The organism is Paenibacillus barcinonensis, assembly GCF_003217495.1.
In the GTDB taxonomy this organism is placed as follows: domain Bacteria; phylum Bacillota; class Bacilli; order Paenibacillales; family Paenibacillaceae; genus Paenibacillus; species Paenibacillus barcinonensis.
The window spans coordinates 5,130-24,388 of the sequence record NZ_QJSW01000019.1; the positions used below are offsets into that span (position 1 = coordinate 5,130).

At 47.3% G+C, this 19,259-nt stretch carries 22 protein-coding genes, 1 tRNA gene and 1 riboswitch; of the genes, 18 read left to right on the top strand and 5 right to left on the bottom strand.

The genetic code is table 11. The features are described 5' to 3' along the window. Together DFQ00_RS22005 and DFQ00_RS22010 are read left to right on the top strand one after the other, a co-directional pair. Positions 1-409: helix-turn-helix domain-containing protein (locus DFQ00_RS22005; protein WP_110898632.1), on the top strand; the 409-nt coding region annotated here is incomplete at its 5' end. 296 nt (positions 410-705) lie between these two features. Next, positions 706-1,134, top strand: a complete 429-nt coding sequence (locus DFQ00_RS22010; protein ID WP_110898633.1) for a helix-turn-helix domain-containing protein — start codon at positions 706-708, stop codon at positions 1,132-1,134. 164 nt (positions 1,135-1,298) lie between these two features. On the opposite strand, the gene DFQ00_RS22015 is transcribed toward DFQ00_RS22010, so the two are convergent. From DFQ00_RS22015 to DFQ00_RS22025, 3 genes are all read right to left on the bottom strand, one after another. Beyond that, positions 1,299-1,922 carry a nitrogen regulation protein NR(II) gene (locus DFQ00_RS22015; protein WP_110898634.1) on the bottom strand — a complete coding sequence of 208 codons (624 nt, stop codon included), beginning with the start codon at positions 1,920-1,922 and terminating at the stop codon, positions 1,299-1,301. A 30-nt stretch (positions 1,923-1,952) separates the two neighbouring features. Continuing rightward, positions 1,953-2,156: an XRE family transcriptional regulator gene (locus DFQ00_RS22020; protein WP_110898635.1), complete on the bottom strand. Its 204-nt coding sequence runs from the start codon at positions 2,154-2,156 to the stop codon at positions 1,953-1,955. 282 nt (positions 2,157-2,438) lie between these two features. Next, positions 2,439-3,140: an urease accessory protein UreF gene (locus DFQ00_RS22025; RefSeq protein WP_110898636.1), complete on the bottom strand. Its 702-nt coding sequence runs from the start codon at positions 3,138-3,140 to the stop codon at positions 2,439-2,441. 396 nt (positions 3,141-3,536) lie between these two features. Here DFQ00_RS22025 and DFQ00_RS22030 point away from each other — a divergent pair. After that, a tRNA-Leu gene (locus DFQ00_RS22030) sits at positions 3,537-3,619 on the top strand. 220 nt (positions 3,620-3,839) lie between these two features. Here DFQ00_RS22030 and DFQ00_RS22035 read toward each other — a convergent pair. Further along, entirely contained in the window at positions 3,840-4,316 is a 477-nt protein-coding gene (locus DFQ00_RS22035) for a glutathione peroxidase (RefSeq protein WP_110898637.1), read from the bottom strand. Between the two features lie 376 nt (positions 4,317-4,692). Next, positions 4,693-4,867: riboswitch (cyclic di-AMP (ydaO/yuaA leader) on the top strand. A gap of 117 nt (positions 4,868-4,984) precedes the next feature. On the opposite strand from DFQ00_RS22035, the gene DFQ00_RS22040 reads away from it, so the two are divergent. Beyond that, entirely contained in the window at positions 4,985-5,410 is a 426-nt protein-coding gene (locus DFQ00_RS22040) for a hypothetical protein (protein WP_110898638.1), read from the top strand. An 89-nt stretch (positions 5,411-5,499) separates the two neighbouring features. Next, the gene (locus DFQ00_RS22045) at positions 5,500-6,261 is read left to right on the top strand and encodes an HAD family hydrolase (RefSeq protein ID WP_110898639.1); all 762 of its coding nucleotides are present in this window, start codon (positions 5,500-5,502) and stop codon (positions 6,259-6,261) included. Positions 6,262-6,415: 154 nt separating this feature from the next. Here DFQ00_RS22045 and DFQ00_RS22050 read toward each other — a convergent pair whose 3' ends face one another. Beyond that, positions 6,416-7,711: an Nramp family divalent metal transporter gene (locus tag DFQ00_RS22050; RefSeq protein ID WP_110898716.1), complete on the bottom strand. Its 1,296-nt coding sequence runs from the start codon at positions 7,709-7,711 to the stop codon at positions 6,416-6,418. Positions 7,712-8,264: 553 nt separating this feature from the next. Here DFQ00_RS22050 and DFQ00_RS22055 point away from each other — a divergent pair. The 13 genes from DFQ00_RS22055 to DFQ00_RS22115 all read left to right on the top strand — a co-directional run bounded on the left by DFQ00_RS22055 (position 8,265) and on the right by DFQ00_RS22115 (position 19,254). Next, the gene (locus DFQ00_RS22055) at positions 8,265-8,684 is read left to right on the top strand and encodes an organic hydroperoxide resistance protein (protein ID WP_110898640.1); all 420 of its coding nucleotides are present in this window, start codon (positions 8,265-8,267) and stop codon (positions 8,682-8,684) included. A gap of 239 nt (positions 8,685-8,923) precedes the next feature. Continuing rightward, positions 8,924-9,169, top strand: coding sequence for a zinc ribbon domain-containing protein (locus DFQ00_RS22060; RefSeq protein ID WP_110898641.1), 246 nt, complete (start codon positions 8,924-8,926; stop codon positions 9,167-9,169). Between the two features lie 104 nt (positions 9,170-9,273). Then, positions 9,274-9,552: a hypothetical protein gene (locus tag DFQ00_RS22065; protein WP_110898642.1), complete on the top strand. Its 279-nt coding sequence runs from the start codon at positions 9,274-9,276 to the stop codon at positions 9,550-9,552. Positions 9,553-9,670: 118 nt separating this feature from the next. After that, entirely contained in the window at positions 9,671-10,090 is a 420-nt protein-coding gene (locus DFQ00_RS22070) for a thiol-disulfide oxidoreductase DCC family protein (protein ID WP_110898643.1), read from the top strand. Between the two features lie 129 nt (positions 10,091-10,219). Beyond that, positions 10,220-11,077, top strand: a complete 858-nt coding sequence (locus tag DFQ00_RS22075) for a DUF6612 family protein (RefSeq protein ID WP_110898644.1) — start codon at positions 10,220-10,222, stop codon at positions 11,075-11,077. A gap of 185 nt (positions 11,078-11,262) precedes the next feature. Next, entirely contained in the window at positions 11,263-11,646 is a 384-nt protein-coding gene (locus tag DFQ00_RS22080; RefSeq protein ID WP_110898645.1) for a VOC family protein, read from the top strand. A 165-nt stretch (positions 11,647-11,811) separates the two neighbouring features. Beyond that, a complete protein-coding gene (locus tag DFQ00_RS22085; RefSeq protein WP_244213967.1) occupies positions 11,812-13,149 on the top strand; it encodes a nucleotide-binding protein in 1,338 nt (445 codons plus the stop codon). Further along, the gene (locus DFQ00_RS22090; RefSeq protein ID WP_110898647.1) at positions 13,146-14,429 is read left to right on the top strand and encodes a TadA family conjugal transfer-associated ATPase; all 1,284 of its coding nucleotides are present in this window, start codon (positions 13,146-13,148) and stop codon (positions 14,427-14,429) included. The genes DFQ00_RS22085 and DFQ00_RS22090 overlap by 4 nt, the downstream gene beginning before the upstream one ends. A gap of 20 nt (positions 14,430-14,449) precedes the next feature. Next, entirely contained in the window at positions 14,450-15,211 is a 762-nt protein-coding gene (locus DFQ00_RS22095) for a type II secretion system F family protein (protein WP_110898648.1), read from the top strand. Between the two features lie 13 nt (positions 15,212-15,224). After that, entirely contained in the window at positions 15,225-16,094 is an 870-nt protein-coding gene (locus DFQ00_RS22100; protein ID WP_110898649.1) for a type II secretion system F family protein, read from the top strand. 72 nt (positions 16,095-16,166) lie between these two features. Beyond that, positions 16,167-16,394: a Flp1 family type IVb pilin gene (locus DFQ00_RS22105; protein ID WP_425271051.1), complete on the top strand. Its 228-nt coding sequence runs from the start codon at positions 16,167-16,169 to the stop codon at positions 16,392-16,394. Next, entirely contained in the window at positions 16,372-17,049 is a 678-nt protein-coding gene (locus tag DFQ00_RS22110) for a TadE/TadG family type IV pilus assembly protein (protein WP_110898650.1), read from the top strand. Before DFQ00_RS22105 ends, DFQ00_RS22110 begins: the two co-directional genes overlap by 23 nt. Before the next feature lie 87 nt (positions 17,050-17,136). Continuing rightward, positions 17,137-19,254 carry a hypothetical protein gene (locus DFQ00_RS22115; protein ID WP_110898651.1) on the top strand — a complete coding sequence of 706 codons (2,118 nt, stop codon included), beginning with the start codon at positions 17,137-17,139 and terminating at the stop codon, positions 19,252-19,254. The last annotated feature ends 5 nt before the right edge of the window (positions 19,255-19,259 follow it).

A 19,259-nucleotide genomic window follows, 5' to 3' on the forward strand; every position in this document is an offset into this window, starting at 1 on the left:
GAGAATTGAACACCTGATTGCCGAAAAAGGCATGACGAAGAAGGCTTTCTGTCAACAGCTGAAGATTAGCACAGGTAATCTGGGTGACTGGAAACGTGGAAAATCCATCCCGAGCACCAATAAACTGATTGAAATTGCTGCGTTTTTCGATGTGAGCTTGGACTGGCTTATGATAGGACGTTTATCGAAAGAGGCAATTGTGCGCGAAAAACGGGAGGATTATTTTTTTAACGTGTTGCGGCAATTGGATTGCCAAGAGAGTGAATTAACGACTGTGGAGCAGTCTTTTATCAGTGAATATATTGAGTTCACCCGTTATCGCAAATTCAAGGAAAGTAAAGAAGGTAGCGGTTATCTCTACCCGTCTGAACAGCGCGATGACGCGGCATCGGATCAAGAAGAAAATTAACGCTTCGGGGAGTGCGGCTGCTGGCAAGCAGACCGAAGTGCGTTTTGTTGTGATGAGTGTAGTAGGATATAGTACATAAAAAGCTCTATCTGCATCCAGTTTCTCCGAAGACAGTACGGAGCTTTTTTGGTTAGGGCATCAGCTGATGGTAGAAAAAGAACATATTTAGTGGTTCACGAGTATCGTGGCTCGTTGGGAATATGAACATGCTTCAACTGCTGTATTGGGCTGAAGCTGTGCTATAATTCTATCGTGTGACTATAAGTGGATTAATACAGTTGGAAGGCGGTTCTGGCATGCAGTCAATCTATGAGCGAATTGAACACCTGATTGCCGAAAAAGGCATGACGAAGAAGGCTTTCTGTCAACAGCTGAAGATTAGCACAGGTAATCTGGGTGACTGGAAACGTGGAAAATCCATCCCGAGCACCAATAAACTGATTGAAATTGCTGCGTTTTTCGATGTGAGCCTGGATTGGCTTATGATAGGGCGTTTATCGAAAGAGGCAATTGTACGCGAAAAACGGGAGGATTATTTTTTTAACGTGTTGCGGCAATTGGATTGCCAAGAGAGTGAATTAACGACTGTGGAGCAGTCTTTTATCAGTGAATATATTGAGTTCACCCGTTATCGTAAATTCAAGGAAAGTAAAGAAGGCGGCGGTTATCGTTATGAATCCGAGCAGGGGGATGATGATGTAACGGACCCCCAGGGTCGGGAGTGATCCTGACATGGAGCAGGAACCGGAAGTCAGAACCGAAGCTGTGAATCGGAACCAGACCCAGGATCACGGATGGAGCCTCATCTGTTCCGAATCATTCGGAAGCAGACGAGGTTTTTTTTTGTATGCTGTCATTGGAGGGTGGAGACTGAGTGTAATCTGAGCTTTTAATGGAGCTTGTCCAGGATGCTCGAGTATTTCGGATAGAGTCTGCGGATGCATTCAGGACAGATATCATGGGTGAATTCGGCAGAGGTGTGTTTCTCCAGATAGTGTTCCACGGAGTTCCATTCGTTTGATTCGTCCTTGATATGTTTACATACGGCGCATATGGGCAACAAACCGTACAGTGTGCGTGCTTCGATCAGAGCTTGTCTTAACTGTTGCTCGGTCTTTTTTTGTTCGGTGATATCGGTATGAGCAATCAAGGCAAGGTCATCGCCGAAACAGGAGCCGTCATGTAATGGGGTTAGCTCTACACGAAACCACTTCACTTCCTTGAACGGAGTTGACACAGAGATGTCGTATGTATGAGCTTGCTTGAAAGGCACGATGTTGTGTCTCAGATGCTGTGCAAACCGGGTTGGGGGGACATCCCGCTGTGCTGTCCATGCTTCCATCAGGTGAAGGTAGTTCTTGTGGCGGCTGCCTGCTTGTGAAAAGGGTTTGTGGAATCCACGCTCCCAGGCTCGGTTGCAACTTCGAATGATCCAATGCTGGTCGATGATGATTAGCTGATGATTGGTGGACTGGAACGACAGGCTTTCGAGGTCGGATGTCATGTGTCTCATGAGTGAAGTCCTCCTTGGATAAAAGAAATGTTATCGCAGTTCCTCTGGTATGTCCAAAATATCAGCTACCTGATGCCTGAATCTCGTTGCTTTACGTGTACCATGAATAAGATTGGACAGTCGGTAGGGTGGTATGCCATGCTGTTCGCAAAAGGTTTTTTGGTCAACCTGTAGTTCGGTTAGCCGTCGTTTGATAGCCCATCCGAACGGAGTGACGGGTTTTTTCTTGTTCAAAAGGGTTCACCCCTGATTGGAATTATAGTATTCAGCAAGCGTTTCTTCGTGTAAAATAGATAGAGATGCGAGCTGTAATTTCCATTATATACGTAATTTCGTCATCTAACAATTAAAAAAGACGGAAATAAGTGTATTTTTTGAATTAAAATGACGTAAATACGTTTTTAGGGGATCTACAGACTGAGAGTGCTGGAGCTTGTATAAACGAAAAAACACGCCAGCAAGGGGGTTGCGGCGTGTTTTTGCATGTGATTAAGAGAGGGGCAGGTGGGGAGCTTCTTATGCCCTGTAAGCGTGAAGTCCGGCTCCGAGCATATGGAAGCTGGGGAATAACGTCTTCATAGACAGTGATGCAGGATGCATGTGTCCATCCGGGGAAGAGGCACTCACGGTATTCCATTCATTCTCAAGGTCTGTGGTCAGGCGACCGAGCAGCTCCTTGGTGACATCTTCACTTAGAGGAATAACTTTGGAGGCTTCGGATATACAGGCATACATGGCTGAATGCAGATAACCGAGGACTGCTTCTTCGACGGGGATGTCGAGATGGTGGTTAATCCAGGCGTGAACGGTGGAGAGACAGCCGACGGAATTGTATTTAGCGAAAATCTGTTCAAGCGGTTTGAAGTCGATCCATGGATGCAGGGCGTGAGATAGCTTGATTAAACGCTTGCCGATGGTAGCTGCTTGTTCTCTGAGCTCGGCTGGTGTGCGCTGCACATGAACAAGCTTGTCGATCAGCGCGATCCGCCAGGTGTCTTTGTGATCGATTGCGGTATAGATGCCTTTGATGGCCATACCTTCAAGACGGACCAGACTGGGATGGAGCTGGCAACGCATGAATGATTCAAGATCCTCGGCGGTACGAATGGTGCCTTCCCTGATATGTGCATCCATGCCGAAGAAATGGGAGAACCCTCCAACCTGCACAGAGGGATCAAGTAGCTTCACGTAATCTAGCAGCTTATTGCCACGGTTCACGATCTTTCGCCTCCAGTGCTTGTTTTGTTAACATTCATTACATAAAACAATCTTTTTCAAATCATATGTGTTAAAATCCGAATTATATGATATATATATTCACATAATTATCCGTGTTTTGTCAATGGTCTACATCTGAAAAAGATTAAAATTCGAATTATTTATTTAAATGTGTTAGATAATATAACATATGCGCTGTTACAAATGACTTGAAAATACGGTGTCGGAAGGAGAATCATTCTGGTTGATTTGCGGCTGTAGCGTTTTTTATTGAATCAGATTCAGGATATGTGCAAATTCGTAAAATATGACTGATTTTTAGCGTAATTAAATAAAGGCTTTACATTTAGATTATATTCCGGTATAATCAATTCTGTTGCCGATAATTTACGACATGCGGTCGTGGTGGAATGGCAGACACGCTATCTTGAGGGGGTAGTGGGCGTATGCCCGTGGAGGTTCGAGTCCTCTCGACCGCATTATAATGAAGTGTTACTGAAGAAGCTTCCCAGCACGGGAAGCTTCTTTTTTTTGTATTTTAAAACAAAACATAACGGACAGTGGGGAGTGCGCCAGGGAATCAAACCTACGTTTTCAACGGCCTATATAAAAAAAAGCCACCCTGTAAACCGGGACAGAGCCGAAGCTCTGTGGTTTGGGGCGGCCTTTAAACAGGGTGAAGAATTCATTGTGCTAGGTTTACTTCAACAGTTTCTGAATATCCTCTACAATTTTGTCAGGTGTAGTCTGTGGAGCATAACGCTTCACAACCTTTCCTTCCTGATCAACAAGGAATTTGGTGAAATTCCATTTAATAGCCTTGGAGCCGAGCAAACCTGGTGCTTCCTTCGTAATATGCTGGAATAACGGGTGAGCACTAGCGCCGTTAACGTCAATTTTCTCAAACATAGGGAAGCTTACGCCATAGTTCATCTGACAAAACTCAGCGATGTCATCAGAGGACCCTTTCTCCTGCGCAAACTGGTTGCTAGGGAAGCCAAGCACTTCAAACGGGGCCTCCTGGAATTGATCTTTCAGTTCCTGCAAGCCCTTGAATTGAGGGGTGAGGCCGCACTGGCTTGCGGTATTTACAATTAACAACACTTTACCGCGATATTGGGACATTTCAATCTCTTGTCCGCGAAGGGAGTTGACTTTGTAATCATAGACTGACATGGGATCGCCTCCATCATATTATATTGATATATTCATTATATTTTATGCAATTAAATAATGCAAAATTTATTTACTGACCTTGATTTATTCCCCTTAGCTCTATCTTGTTCGCAGAATGGATGCAGACAATTTAATTAATTTTTGTGCGGTCGAGAATTAGACAGCTTGGAGGAGGTGGATAGCGCATAAGCTCATTGTAAGCGTTATTATAGAAGTTTATTGCCGGAAATCTGACAATTGGGTGATCTGCGCGGACTTTACATGATCATGGCATGGGTGTATGATTCAAAGCGTAATTTGAATTTTAATTATATTGTACCTGAAAAACGAAACAAACGATGATATCGATCGGTCTTACAATCAAGATTTACGAACGATGTTTCAATCGCTGAGTTTCCATTCATCGTGGGTGGAAAACGGGGGAACCAACAGGATGGGCTGAATATAGCAGCAGACATCCATGGGGTGAATTTTCCGGTGACAGCCGGAAATAGGGCGACTCTCGCGTCCGAATCCGTCAGCTAACCTCGTAAGCGTTAAAGGGAGAGGCAACAAACCGCACGCTGGTTCATGGCGTTTTCGCCATGGATTATTTAAGAAGCGTTTCGGAGGCCTTGGTCCCCACGCTTCTTTTTTGTTGTCTTTTCACGCCAAGGGAGGAACGAATGATGGATACAGAGATGATTCTAGTAACGGCTCCGAATGAAGCTGGACGTAAGTTTGTGAAGCTGCTGATGTACAAAAAAATGCCTTTTGCCGTTCTGACAAACAGTGCGGGTGAGGAGCGCAAGCTCCGCCGGATCGGAGTAGAGCATGTCATTCGTATGAATACAGCAGCAGCTCAAAAATGGTTTCTGCCGCAAGCCAGTGTAGGCAACGTATTTATTTTTGAAAACAGTCTGAACCTGACTTGTCGTTACTTGCAGATTGTTCGCTCCTGGACATCGAAGCCTCTGTGCGTTATAACGGAGCAAAGTCATCCAAAAGGAATTTATCGGGGCATGGGTGCAGACAAAATTGTATATTCGTTAAATGGGGAAGTTGGTTTCTTGCTTAATGGTTGCAATATCGAAGCTGAAGCAAGCAGCTTATGATTGATCCTGTGTAAGGCGCCTGTTATAATTACAGGTATGGACTAACGGAATTTGAGGAGACTCATGCTTGTCGTGGGTCTTCTTTTTTTATGGATACAGCATGCGCGCCCGGGATGGTCATTAGCGGCGTACAAGGAGGAATCGGCTTGCCGGATATTGCCGGGTTGAAGTGGTTGTTTTTTGATGTAGGGGATACGCTGGTGGATGAATGGGAGCCTGTGGACGATATTATCGGCCAGTTTGTACGTGAGGCGAATGCCTGCGGTTATCCTGTTAAGATTGAGGCTGTACGAGAGCTGTTTGCACAATGTTACCAGAGCTACGAACAATGGCCTATGAAGGTGGCTATACAGACTTACATTCAGGATGAAGGTCACCGCAAGCAGATTCAGGACAAGCTGAAATTCCACAAGGAGCTGGAACGCCCCTTTCCTTCTGCGGCCAAGGTGCTTGAGCAGCTGTCGCATCACTATCTCATTGGCATTATTGCGAATCAGAGCCCTGGGACGGAGATGAGGCTGGAGAGCTATGGACTTCGGAAGTATGTTCATGTGCTCGCTTGCTCGGCAGAAGAGGGAGTGTCCAAGCCGGACCCGGAATTGTATGCGGTTGCCTTGAAACAGGCTGGATGTGCCCCGGAGGAAGCGGTGATGATTGGGGATCGGATTGATAATGATATCGTTCCGGCTCGCAGTCTGGGCTTGCATACGATTCGTATTCTTCAGGGATATGGAAGATTTCAACCCGTAATGTCCGAGCATGAGCGTGCAGACTGGACGGTGGAATCGCTGGATGAACTGCTGCCGCTGCTTATACCAGATGTGTCTTCGGATGAGAACCGTTCCGTGTGAGTGTTGTCAGGTTAGTAAAGTGAGGCTAGTTCAGGTTAGAGGTGCATGTGGCTGAGGCTATGTGTTGAAAAAAGACTAAATAAAGGCTGATGCATCTGGGGTGTGATGAAACCAGTGTGCATCAGCCTTTAATATTTGGAGACGACAATAAACATTAAAACAGCATTATGGTCTGGATAATCAGGTACACATTTAAGACCACGATGATGGCTGCAATCGTCCAGGAAACGATCTTGAGCCAGAGCTTGTTGGCAAATTGACCCATGCTTTTTTTGTCACTCGTGAACATGACCAGCGGAATGACGGCAAATGGAAGCTGCAAGGATAATATAACCTGGCTCAGGATCAAAAGCTCCTCTGTACCATGCTCCCCCGCAATGGCGGTAACGATAACGGCCGGAATGATCGCGATCAGACGTGTGACGAGACGACGTAGCCATGCCGGAATACGAATGTTCAGAAAACCCTCCATGACGATCTGTCCGGCGAGTGTGCCCGTAAGGGTGGAGTTCTGACCTGATGCAAGCAAAGCGACGCCAAACAGGACGCTGGCAAGGGTTGTGCCGAGTAGCGGAGTCAGCAGATGATATGCATCTGAAATCTCGGCCACCTGCGTCATGCCTGCGCTGTGGAATACTGCGGCAGATACAATCAGAATGGCAGCATTAATGAACAGGGCCAGTGTCAGTGCGATGGTTGAATCCATCGTGGTGTAACGGATGGCTTCTCTTTTACCCTGAGCTGTTTGCTCGATCTGACGGGTCTGAACAATGGAAGAATGCAGATACAGGTTATGGGGCATGACAGTAGCCCCGATGATACCGATGGCGATGTAGAGCATCGCCGGGTTCTGTATAATTTCACTGCTAGGAAGAAAGCCGTGCAGTACACCGCCCATGTCCGGTTTCGCCAGAAAGAGGTCGATTCCGAAACAGAGCGCAATGGTAGCCATCAGCACGATGACAAGAGTCTCTAGCGCGCGGAAGCCTTTATTTTGCAGTACAAGAATGATTAGTACATCAACTGCGGTAATAATGACCCCGTACAGCATGGGAATATTAAACAGCAGCTTCAGGGCGATGGCCGAGCCGATGACCTCAGCCAGATCGGTTGCTGCGATGGCAAGCTCACACAGAACCCATAACATCATAACTACAGGGAAGCTGAAGCGTTCACGGCAAGCCTGCGCCAAATCTCGTCCGGTCACAATGCCCAGCTTGCCTGCAAGAGATTGCAGAACCACGGCCATCATATTGGATATGAGGATGACGGACAACAGGGTGTAGCCAAACTGGGAGCCTCCTGCGATATCTGTAGCCCAGTTACCGGGGTCCATATATCCGACAGCAACAAGATAACCTGGACCGACAAAGGCGAGAAATTTTTTCCACCAGACTGCATCTTTGGGTACTTTCATGGAGCTGTGGGCTTCACCCAGCGACGGAGCCATGCCAGTGGCAGAAGCCACTTCACCGGATGGGACATTGAATGGATTTCGTTGACTCATAGATGGATCACCTGACTTTACATTAAGATGGGGGCCGATTAACAGCCGATGAGATCGTGGTGCTGTATATTATGCACTGGAACGAAAATATAAATTGTTATTTTGCAATAAACGTGAGGGCTAATATATCTAAAATTTTATGTTCATATTTACATTGTACACACTCAATACTTTTTGTCTAGTGCAACTTTTATGTATTGAGACAAAAGCTGTGCTACACATGGCGTTTATATTGCGGGTGTGAATGATCTCACCGGACTTGTGATAAATTTCAGTATGCTCGGATGGAAGCGTTCCAGAGTAGCCACGAAAGAGGTTTGGGGCTCACCCTGGGAGAGGTTTCAGATGGAATACATGCGACGGGTTAAAATGGATGCATGAAATGAAGTCAAATGTAAAAGCTGTTAAAGAATACGAGCAAGACGTTTCAAAACGAGCCAGAAGTTTAAAATGAATTGTAGGCAGTTCAAATTCGAGCAGTGAAGGAGAGATTCTGATGGAAGCTTTATATACAGCAACAGCAACGGTAAAGGGTGGACGAACAGGCTCGGTAGCTTCTTCGGACGGTGTACTACAGCATGATCTGAAAATGCCGAAAGAGCTGGGAGGCGCTGGCGGTGAAGGGACAAACCCTGAGCAGTTGTTTGCAGCCGGATATGGAGCATGTTATGAAAGTGCTCTTGCTAACGTAGCTCGTAAAGCGGGTGTGAAATTGGAAAATGTCGTTGTCACGAGCAACGTATCCATCGGCAAGGACCCTACGGATGACGGCTTCAAACTGGCGGTGCGTCTGGATGTAAGCATTCCGGGAGTAGATCACAGTCAGGCGGAGGAGCTTGCCCGTAAAGCACATGACTTCTGCCCGTATTCCAAGGCAACACGCGGCAACATCGACGTTGTGCTGAATGTAGTATAAATGCAATAAATAGAGGCTCTCTTATCAAGAGTCAGGCGTAAAATAAAGAGCGGGGTATCCTTAGGATACCTGATGTTCAAGCACCAAGCCCTGCTGGCAGATCAGCAGGGCTTGGTGCTTGGTTATCTGAATCTGAAACAAAGGGGAGGAGAATCCCCTGGTTAGCGCGTACTCTTTTACATAACAGGCAGTCAGTATAATCACTTCATGCTATACATTTCCATAAGGGGGGAACGGTCATGAGTATTGAAGAGATGATTGAGAGAAGGTTTGTATGCACCAAATGTCGGGGAACGGATTGCAACATCAAGGAGGTTTCGATGTCGGGAGCAGGGCTAAGCAAGGTGTTTGATATTCAGCATAATCATTATTTATTTGTATCCTGTACGTCCTGTGGTTATGTGGAAGTTTTTAATCCAGACGTGCTCAAAGGCAAGAAGCAGGGACAAGTCGGCACTATTCTGGATATTCTGTTTGGCGGATGAGCGTTCTTGAGTTGACATTGACCTGAAATTTCTTTAATATGACTTAGTACGAAAAGTGTCAGTGTTATTAGCATGAACCAAATTTGAATTCACAGGTGATATCCATGTCTTATAGACCAAGTATTGCACAACTGCAAGTGGCCAGTAAAAATGAAAAAGACGGTTTGTATGAATTTACGATGAAACTCGTGGATGGTACACAGTGCCGTGTATTCTACTCCAAAGCACCGGATTGGAAAATGACTGCAATCAGCCGTCTGCAAAAGACACCTTGTCCTGTATGCCGTAAAGATTTCATCTGCAAATGCATGGATCAATGGTCGGGCGATTTGCATCAGCAAATGATCGAAGATGAATGGATGCAAAAAGCATTGGCCGAGTAATTGGCTGACAGATATGAGCGTGGGCATAGTGCCTGCGCTTTTTTTCTTTTGGCAGGAGAAGGCATGGGCTCAAAAGTGGGTAAGTAATGGAACAGCACCAGATGAGGAGGCTAACATTATGGCAGCTCAAAGGGACAAACATGAGGGACACCCGATCGTTCTTGTGGACGGCGTGTGTCACTTCTGCCAGGGATTAACGAAATGGATTATCAAGCGGGACCCGGAAGGGAAATATCATTTTGCATCACTTCAATCGGATGTCGCCAAGGGTTTACTGGAAAAGGGAGGCCTGAGCACAGACAGCATGGATACATTTGTGTTGATTGAAGATGGAAAATACTACACACGCTCGACTGCGGCATTAAGGCTGGCTAAAGGTTTGAAGTTCCCCTACCCGCTGCTTTATGTGTTTATCATCGTTCCCAAATTTATTCGGAATACAGCTTACAACTGGGTTGCACGCAATCGGTACCGCTGGTTCGGGAAGGATGAAGCCTGTATGCTGCCTACACCTGAGACTAAAGAACGATTTCTATAAGTATAGAAGTAGCAGTTTTTCAGGATAATCTTCCATAAGAAAGCAATTCCATGTAAGATGATTAATATCGGCAATTATTGGGTAATAATGCAGATCACATTATTTTTACATTATTGGGAGGATAACAACTTGAAGAAGTGGACGACAATGATTATTGGGGCTTTACTGGTAGTGAGCTTGGCGGCATGCGGGAATGACAAAGATAACTCCGCAGCTCCTGCGACAGGAAGTGGAACAACAACGGAGAGCAGCAAGACAGAAGGACAGAGTGCGGCTGTTCCTACACTGGACGAATTGCTTGCCAAAACAGGTGAGGCCACTAAAGCGCTGAAAAGCTTCACTACGGAAGCGAACATTGATCAGAAAATCAAGCTGGATGCCGGAGAGCAATCTCAGGATCAGCAGGTGAAAACATCGCTCAAGATGGATATTATTAAAGATCCAATGATGATCTATCAAGAGATGGAAATGGATATGTCGGGACAAAAGCAAAACGTGAAACAGTATATTACTTCGGACAATATTTACTCCCAGGTTGGAGACCAGTGGGTAAGCATCCCTGAGGCCCAAACGAAGGAATTGATTGAGCAGATGAAAGCCAGCATGAATCCCGAAAAAGAGCTGGATCAGTTCAAAAAAGTGAAAGAAGATATCAAAATTACAGAAGAGGGCGACAGTTACGTTCTGAACGCGGACGTTTCAGGTGACAATGTCAAGGAATTGGGTAAAGCCGTGATGGAACAAAACGGCTCAGATGCCCAAATGCAGGCTTTGCTGGATCAGATGACCATCAAGAGCATGAAGATGAAATATATGATTAACAAGGAAACGTTTTTGCTTGAGAACATTGATGTAGCGATGGTTATGGAAATGGAGCAAAACGGTCAGAAAATGACGATGGATATGAAAATGGACACATCGTTCTCCAACCATGACAAGGTAGCGGAAATCAAGGTTCCTCAAGAGGCATTGGACGCTGCGAAATAAGAGCACCGCGAACTGTAATACGTTTTAAATGGAACACCTCTGAAGCTGAATTCGGATTAACCTGTGGGTTATCGAATGAGGGTCAGGGGTGTTTTTTTGGACTTTGGTGACACTTCAAAATGGTATAGAATAGACGGGGGCCTTATACTTTTTATTGTAGACACGGGGAAGGGGACAATTCAGATATGATCAGGTATGCGCATATTCATCATGTCAGCTTGGCGGTTCGAGATTTGCAGACGGCAAAAAAGTTTTATTCCGGCTTGTTAGGCATGCAGGAGATTGAACGTCCGCCGTTTCGTTCAACGGGTGCGTGGTACGCGATTGGAAGTCAGCAGCTTCATCTGCTGCAGCATCCAGAGGGGCACACGCTTCGTGAAGCAGGAATTGATACAACCGATGGACATTTTGCACTGTGGGTGGTCAGCTATTCAGAGACGATTGCCTGGCTGGAGCAGCAGGGCATCGAATATGAGGCGAGACCTGATAGTGTGGCAGGATTCGCCCAGATCTTTATTCTGGATCCTGATCGAAATATTATTGAATTTGGCGCGCCTTACGGCTCTTAGGTGAATCAGTTAGAATAAATGTGTTGCTCGTCCAGAATTTGTATGATATAGTATCCATAAATTCATAGCACGTGACGGAAGCACCGTCCATATTCTGCATGTTCATGCGGATAATGGGCGGTGTTTTTTTGTGCTTTTTTTGCAGGGAGGGGAGCAGTATTGATTGTGCTTAAAGTTGTGCTGGTATCGAGGGATAAAGATTATATTCACGCCTGGCTTGATTATGCTCAGAGCAGCTCGGCAGGCTCTCATATGCGATTCATTGCATTTTCCGAGTGGGATGCATTTAGCAGTTATATGCTCGAACAGGATGAACGAGAAATACCAGATCTGCTTATCGCTGAGTCCGAGTTTTTGAACCCTTGGCTGTTGGATGGAGGGCAGGATTCCGGGGTCTCCTGGCTCTTGCTCAGCGAAGGGCAGGATGAAGGACATGACACCAAGCGGCTTATGAAATATCAGCCATTACCTGTGCTGCTGGAGGCAGTAAGGAATGCATGCCGACAGCCGCAAAGCCGGAGAAGCTCGCGTTCAGGTCGGAGCACCTTATCTATCGCTGTAGTATCCGCTTCTGGGGGGAGCGGTAAAACGGCAGTCTCTTTGCATCTGGCCAAGCAGCTTGGACTTGCGGGGTATTCGGTGCTCTATCTCAATCTGGAGACGATGGACAGCTCTTTTCCTTTTTTGGAGAAGGGGCTTCTGCAGAGCGGTAAATCGCTGACTGAGGCTGAAACGGGATTGTCACGACTGCTGTACGATCTGAAGGCTCATCGGAGAGAAATGAACGGGGGAGGAATTCAGGTTCAGCGGTCAGAGGCGGGGAAAGAAAAAAAATTGGGGCGAGTTTGGGCACAAGGTATGAATGAAGATGGCGGCAGGAGTGCAGGGGCTTCTTCGGGTTCGAATGAAGGTACGATAACTACGGGGAAAATCAAAGCTGTGGAGGAATATGTCGTGCGGCATGAGGGATTGAGGTCGGATGTGTTTTGGCCGTTAGCGAACCGTAAGGAGATGCTGCAGATGTCTAAAGCAGATACGGCTGATTTGATCCGGTTTCTGGTGGGTTGCGGGCGGTACGAGGTGTTAATTCTGGATGGGGACTCCGACTGGCATGAACGAAGTGAAGGCGTGCTCGAAACCGCAGATACGTTCGTCTGGCTGGTGAGGGATGATATCGCTGCAATGCACCGATGGGGTCAGTGGTTGCAGCATGCAGAGCGTACTCGGCCGGAGATGCTTGGAAGTGTGCTGGAGCGTACGTATTTTGTCATTAACGAGCACCGGGAGCAGGTGCTTAATCCGTTGCCTAGAGCTGATCTGCATGTGGACGCGGCTTTGCCCTACATCCCTTCGTGGAAGCAAATGAATCAGGAGGAGGTCATGTTAAGCTCACCGATCTTTCAGCGCGAAGTGAAGCGATTGTGTGGCCTGCTGCTCCAGTCTGAGGATCAAGAGCATAGGAATACAGGACAATTTCTATCAGAGGAGCCTTGGATATTATGACAGAGCGGTCATGGAACACACTGGATCATGAGCAGCAGTTTCAACGGATGCGCAGAGAGGTGCGTGCATCGCTTGATCTGACCTCTTCTGCAGGAGATGAGGAGCTGTGGCACGGGATCGAACGGAGAATTCTTGGTGATCCGAATCTGGGAGAACTGACTTCAGGCGAACGTCATGCATGGGTGCAGCGATTGTTTGATTCGTTTCGGGGTTTGGATATTTTGCAGCCCTTGGTAGATCACCCGGATATTACGGAAATTATGATTAACAGTCATCTGGAGATTTTTGTGGAGCAGGAAGGCGATGTAAGACAGATTCCCCTGCAATTTGAGTCCAGAGAGCGGCTGGAGGATATTATTCAGATGATTGTTTCGGGTGTGAACCGGATTGTGAATGAATCTTCTCCCATCGTAGATGCTCGTCTCAAGGATGGCTCGCGGGTCAACATTGTGTTGCCACCTATCGCGCTCAAGGGCCCAACGATGACCATTCGGAAGTTCCCAAGCGAACCGATGACGATGTCTGATCTGATTGAGAAGGGGGCATTGCATCAGGATGCGGCGATATTGTTACAGCAGTTAGTAAGGAGCAAATATAACATTTTTATCGGTGGAGGAACCGGGTCTGGTAAAACCACTTTTCTGAATGCCTTATCTCAATTCATCCCGTCCGATGAGCGGATTATTACGATTGAGGATTCCGCGGAATTGCAGATTGTGACGGTGCCTAATCTTGTATCTCTGGAGACACGCAATGCCAACACCGAAGGGAAAGGGCAGATTTCTATCCGGGACCTGATCAAGTCCTCGCTGCGGATGCGTCCCAATCGCATTGTCATTGGGGAGGTACGGGGTGCAGAAGCGCTGGATATGCTTCAGGCGATGAATACAGGACATGATGGTTCGTTATCCACCGGTCATGCCAACACCATCTCAGACATGATCAGCCGGCTCGAAACGATGGTGCTCAGCGGTGCAGAGCTTCCCATTGAGGTTGTAAGACAGCAGATTAGCTCGGCCATAGATATTTTTGTCCATCTCTCCCGGTTACGGGATCGTTCACGACGTGTGACGGAAATCAGTGAAGTTATCGGGATGCACGGTGGTGAAGTGCTCCTGAATCCGTTGTTTCGTTTTCAGGAGCAGGAGGAGCGGGAAGGTCGCATTATCGGAGGATTGGTGCAGGTAGGAAAACTGATGAAGGTAGATAAAATCCAGATGGCCGGGCTGGGAGAATGGCTCGGTCGCTACATAGCGCAAACAGAAGGAGCTGGCGCGTGATCATAAGGGGGTGATTCAAGGTGAATCAGAGCAGCCAGAGGTTAACGGATTACACCGTATATACGCTGACTTCAAGACAGCGTCTGCTGTGTATGCTCGTCAGCGGTGCATTATTTTTCGGTGTGGGTCTGCTGTTTTATCATCACTTGCTTGCAGGGGCTATATTGGCAGCAGGCTGCATATGGGTGCCGAGGTTATGGAGAAACGTACTGCTGGAACGCAGAAGGATGACATTGAGCCTACATTTCAAGCAAGCACTTTATGCCTTGTCTTCTGCACTGGCGGCTGGTAAATCGGTCGAGAACGGGTTTAAGGAATCTGTGGAGGACCTGCGTATGCTGAATCCTGAGGCCGATACGGATCTGATCCGGGAGTTCACGATATTAAGGACACGAATGGAATACGGGCAGCCTATTGAAGAAGCATTGCAGGATTTCTCGGATCGGGCACAGATCGAGGACATTACCAATTTTGCGGATGTATTTATTACATGCAAACGGACGGGCGGTGATCTGGTGGAGGTGGTCCGTCGCACATCGGCTGTGATCGGAGAAAAGCTGGATATACAGCAGGATATTATGGTTGCCGTAGCGCAGAAGAGATTTGAATCGAAGGTGATGTTTGCAGCACCATTCATTTTTCTGCTGTTTCTGAATCTTACCGCCAGCGACTTCATGGAGCCGTTATACAGCGGGATGGGATACCTTATCTCTACGGGTGCCCTTGCTGTACTGGTCTGCTGTTATTTGTGGATTCATCGCATTATGGATATCAAAGTGTAGGGAGTTGAAAAAAATGCTACTTCCCCTTGTCATTGCAGGAGGTCTGGGAGTGAGCTGGATCGTGCTTGATCGAACTCAGGGACCAGCTTACCGACATTTACGACAGCTTGATCTGGAAGGGGTGCGTCTCCAAAAAATGCACGGCCCGTTTCTGTTTTTATTGGACAAGATCGAGATAGGACGCAGATTGCCTGTGCTTATGTTTCGAATGCAGCATGCGATACAGAAGATGTACGGTATACAGCATAGTGGTGAGAAAACGCTGCTCTATTGTGCCGAAATGTTGACATACTCTTGGCTGATGCTGCTGGCTGGCTGTGTGCTCACTCTCATTGGCGATATAGGCACGGGCGGAATCGCTGGTGGGCTGGTGCTTGGAATTGCTGTACCATTTGCGATGGTAAAGGATTTGTACGCTAAAGTACAGCGGCGAGATCAGGATATCCTCATAGAGCTGCCTGAGCTGCTCAACCGGATTGTATTGCTGGTTGGTGCGGGCGAGACGGTGCAGCGGGCTATCACGCATTGTGTGGCAAGTCAAGGTGAGCGGGATCATCCGCTTTACAACGAGTTAAGAAAGGCGACAGTGGACTGGCATAACGGCTACTCGTTCCAACAAGCCTTTGAGCAGTTCAGCCGCCGCTGCGGTGTGCAGGAGGTAACGATTTTTACAACGACGGTGCTGCTTAATTTCCGGCGTGGGGGAGGTGACTTTGTATTGGCGCTGCGGGATCTGTCACATGTACTTTGGGAGAAACGTAAGGCAGTGAGCCGGGCTAAGGGAGAACAGGCATCTTCCAAGCTTGTGTTCCCCATGGTGCTCATCTTTTTTACAATCGTGGTTATGATCGGAGCGCCTGCTTTTATGATGATGAATATGTAGGTGGAATGGGCAAGACGATGAGCTACATTGATTAGCAGAAGTGTACAAGATGGAGAGGACAGGTGAAGGAAAATGAAGGAGCAGGTGATCGAGATGAAAGCATATGTAACAGAAGTTGTGAAAAATAAGGCAGCAGCTCTATGGCAGGAGGAGGAGGGGCTGGGTACGCTGGAGCTGATCCTGATTATCGGGGTCATCATTATTATTGCATTGATATTCAAGAAAGAAATAACAAATTTGATCACAAGTTTGCTTTCAAAAGTGGACACCAAAAGTAATGAATTTTTCCCGGACAAGTAGGCTGAGAAAAGAAGAAGGGAGCTTCACCATTGAAGCCTCTCTGGTCTTTCCGATTATTCTTTTTATTCTAATATTGCTGCTTTTCTTCACGATGTACATGTATCAAAAGGTATTTCTGAACCAGCATGCCTATGCGGCGGCGGAACGTGCAGCCTACAGCTGGGACAACAGCCACAAACAGGCTATGACAGGTGAATATATGGCAGGAGAACAGGATCCCTTGTACTGGAGATTGACGGATGACCGTCTCTTGGGTGTGATGTTCGGATGGGCGGGGGCAGACAATGAGGTTACTGTATCTCTAGCTGGTGGGGGCGACACTCTTTCGGAGAAGAAGCTGGCTCAGGCATCCGCCGGCATGCCCTCTGCTATGAAGGGTTCAATGACTTACCAGAATGCTCTGATTCAACGGAAAGTAACGACCAGGCTGGAGCAGGTAATTTCACTGCCGCTGCCTTCATTTTTGTTCGATGCAGGCAATCGTGCAATAACACAGGGCTCGTCCGCTGTTGTAGAGCCGGTTGAATTTATTCGAACGGTGGACTTGGCTCGTTATTATGGGGCGAAGTTCAAAGGCAAAGGGGGGGAAGCTGCGGCTTCTGCTGCTAAGGCTGGACAGGTTGTACAGTATTTTGGCAAAAGTAAAACAAAGTAAAGGAGGAGGGAGGCTCTGTTCAGAAAAAAAGACGGTGAATCCGGGGCTGTAACGCTGTTTTTGATATTAATTCTGGCGGTAGTGTATATGTTCGTGGCGATCTTTATTGATTATGCACGCATTGCCGCTTTTAGAGTGCAGACGGAACGTATGACACATGGTGCGATGAGGTCGGTAATGTCTGCTTATGATACGTCATTGCGGGAGTATGGTTTGTTTGCATATGGTGACAGTAGTGGGGAAGCGACTATGGCTAAGGTGTTAAATGATAGTGTGAAGCCATCGGCTGTGAAGGATCGTTTCCCTGTTCTGGATGTGCAGTGGGACACGACCTCACTCCGCATGGAACGTGAACTGGGTAGATATGATATTTTCAATCGCCAGATCCAGGAGGATATGAAGTACAGGGCACCGGTTGATTTTGTGCTGGAAGTGATTGATCGGTTTAAACCGATGTCGGAGGAGATGAAGGAAGCGGCACATACGGTAGATCTGTTGAAACAGTTACAAAAGCTCTATGACAAACGTGAAAAACTGCTGGATCAAGCGATAGACAGTCAGGTTGAATCTGCGAATCAGGTTACAAGACTTCCTGACTTGATTATGAAGCCGCCCGAACAGGCCATCTATGATGAAATGCTTGAGGAAGCACCGACGACAGCTGCAGAAGCAGCTTCCCGTTATGCGGATTATTTAAGCAAAAAGCAGGCAGACGAAGGTCTGCCTTTGATTAAACAGCAGTACATAGTTGAATTGGGACGTTACCGGACAGGGGTCAACAGCACATTGACAGGCATTAGCATGATGCTACAGCCGGCGCTGCAGACACATCAGACCAAGCTCGCGGAAGCAGAGGCGAGGATTGAAGAGGCACGTCAGATTAATGAAGAGATGAAACGTGTGATTGCCGAAGGGGAAAACCGCGCTGAAAATGTCAGTTATGACGATGTGGGCAATTCGTCTCTGCCAGGGGTCGATCTGGAGAAGACTGGCTCGGGTAGTGAGGCTAAAAGCACACGATCTCTGGCTTCGGAGCTTGTAAGAGACGATGCTTTGTTTGATCGGTTAAAGTCACGCGTGATATCACAGAATACGGAATTTACTAACGTTCGCAACGACAGCATGGAGCTGAATACACAGCTCCGAAGTGTGACGGGAACCTGGGGGATTCCGATCAAGCCGACGGTCAGACGAGCCAGTCAAACGACAGAACGTTACATGAATTCCTATGGGAGGCCGGGTCCCTCCAATCTGGTTACACAAAGCAGACAAGAGCTTGCAAATGGGCGAGGGTCAGATGCACAGCGCAAAGCGAATGACAAGCAATCCAAAGGAAAGCTGCAAGAAATGAAACGTCTATTAACACGGATTGAGAAAGGAGATTCTGGTGCGCAGCAAGCGTTCAAACAGCTTGAGCAATATTATCATGCCAACATTACATTGAATGAAAACAGCTCGGAGCAAGCGGAAAAAGCCGAGATTTCCAGTGATCCGTATGATTCAGGGGGGAGTGCCATGAAAGGAATGGATCAGCTGTTTGGCGGTATGTCAGGGGCTCTGGCCAGCCTGGGCGATGAATTGTTTCAGAATGAATACGCGCTCGCTTATTTTAATGCTATGGATTTTGGCCAGTTGTTTTCCTGGACAGAAGGGGATGGCAAGGCAGGGGACGTATTCAAGCTGGAGAATCAGGAGCTGGAATACATCCTCTACGGATTTCACAATTCTTCTGGTAACATCGCGGCTTCGTATGCAGAGGTATTTGGTGTTCGTCTTGCCATTCGAACGGCTGAAGGACTGGCAGAGAACAGCAAGCTGGGTAATCCGCTCCTTGTGTTGTCTGCAGCAATCCTTTATGGCATTACACATGCTATCGAGGACATGATGAAGCTGGCTAATGAGGGCAGCGTGGAGCTGTCCAAATACATCAAGGTGAAGCTTACTTATAGAGATCATCTCCGTCTGTTCCTGCTCATGCACAGCAATAATGAACGAAAAATGTCCCGAATGCTGGCATTAATTCGATTGAATACCGGGGTAAACCCGGATGAAAAGCTTACCTATGCTTCAGGTCAGATGCGTAGCAGCATCAAGCTTTGGTTTTTACCCGGAGTCGTGCGAAGTATAGGTGCTGCTACGGGGAGCGCAGATCAAGTACAGGACGGGCGTTTTTTTATCGAGCATAGGGCGGATTATTCCTATTGAACGGG

Excerpts from the sequence above, each read along its gene's own strand:
- DFQ00_RS22035 (WP_110898637.1), bottom strand. The coding sequence starts at position 4,316 with ATGTCAGTCTATGATTACAAAGTCAACTCCCTTCGCGGACAAGAGATT.
- DFQ00_RS22045 (WP_110898639.1), top strand. The coding sequence starts at position 5,500 with ATGGATACAGCATGCGCGCCCGGGATGGTCATTAGCGGCGTACAAGGA.
- DFQ00_RS22100 (WP_110898649.1), top strand. The coding sequence starts at position 15,225 with ATGCTACTTCCCCTTGTCATTGCAGGAGGTCTGGGAGTGAGCTGGATC.
- DFQ00_RS22090 (WP_110898647.1), top strand. The coding sequence starts at position 13,146 with ATGACAGAGCGGTCATGGAACACACTGGATCATGAGCAGCAGTTTCAA.
- DFQ00_RS22070 (WP_110898643.1), top strand. The coding sequence starts at position 9,671 with ATGGCAGCTCAAAGGGACAAACATGAGGGACACCCGATCGTTCTTGTG.
- DFQ00_RS22060 (WP_110898641.1), top strand. The coding sequence starts at position 8,924 with ATGAGTATTGAAGAGATGATTGAGAGAAGGTTTGTATGCACCAAATGT.
- DFQ00_RS22105 (WP_425271051.1), top strand. The coding sequence starts at position 16,167 with ATGAAGGAGCAGGTGATCGAGATGAAAGCATATGTAACAGAAGTTGTG.
- DFQ00_RS22055 (WP_110898640.1), top strand. The coding sequence starts at position 8,265 with ATGGAAGCTTTATATACAGCAACAGCAACGGTAAAGGGTGGACGAACA.
- DFQ00_RS22010 (WP_110898633.1), top strand. The coding sequence starts at position 706 with ATGCAGTCAATCTATGAGCGAATTGAACACCTGATTGCCGAAAAAGGC.
- DFQ00_RS22080 (WP_110898645.1), top strand. The coding sequence starts at position 11,263 with ATGATCAGGTATGCGCATATTCATCATGTCAGCTTGGCGGTTCGAGAT.
- DFQ00_RS22040 (WP_110898638.1), top strand. The coding sequence starts at position 4,985 with ATGGATACAGAGATGATTCTAGTAACGGCTCCGAATGAAGCTGGACGT.
- DFQ00_RS22065 (WP_110898642.1), top strand. The coding sequence starts at position 9,274 with ATGTCTTATAGACCAAGTATTGCACAACTGCAAGTGGCCAGTAAAAAT.
- DFQ00_RS22115 (WP_110898651.1), top strand. The coding sequence starts at position 17,137 with ATGTTCGTGGCGATCTTTATTGATTATGCACGCATTGCCGCTTTTAGA.
- DFQ00_RS22110 (WP_110898650.1), top strand. The coding sequence starts at position 16,372 with ATGAATTTTTCCCGGACAAGTAGGCTGAGAAAAGAAGAAGGGAGCTTC.
- DFQ00_RS22050 (WP_110898716.1), bottom strand. The coding sequence starts at position 7,711 with ATGGCTCCGTCGCTGGGTGAAGCCCACAGCTCCATGAAAGTACCCAAA.
- DFQ00_RS22015 (WP_110898634.1), bottom strand. The coding sequence starts at position 1,922 with ATGAGACACATGACATCCGACCTCGAAAGCCTGTCGTTCCAGTCCACC.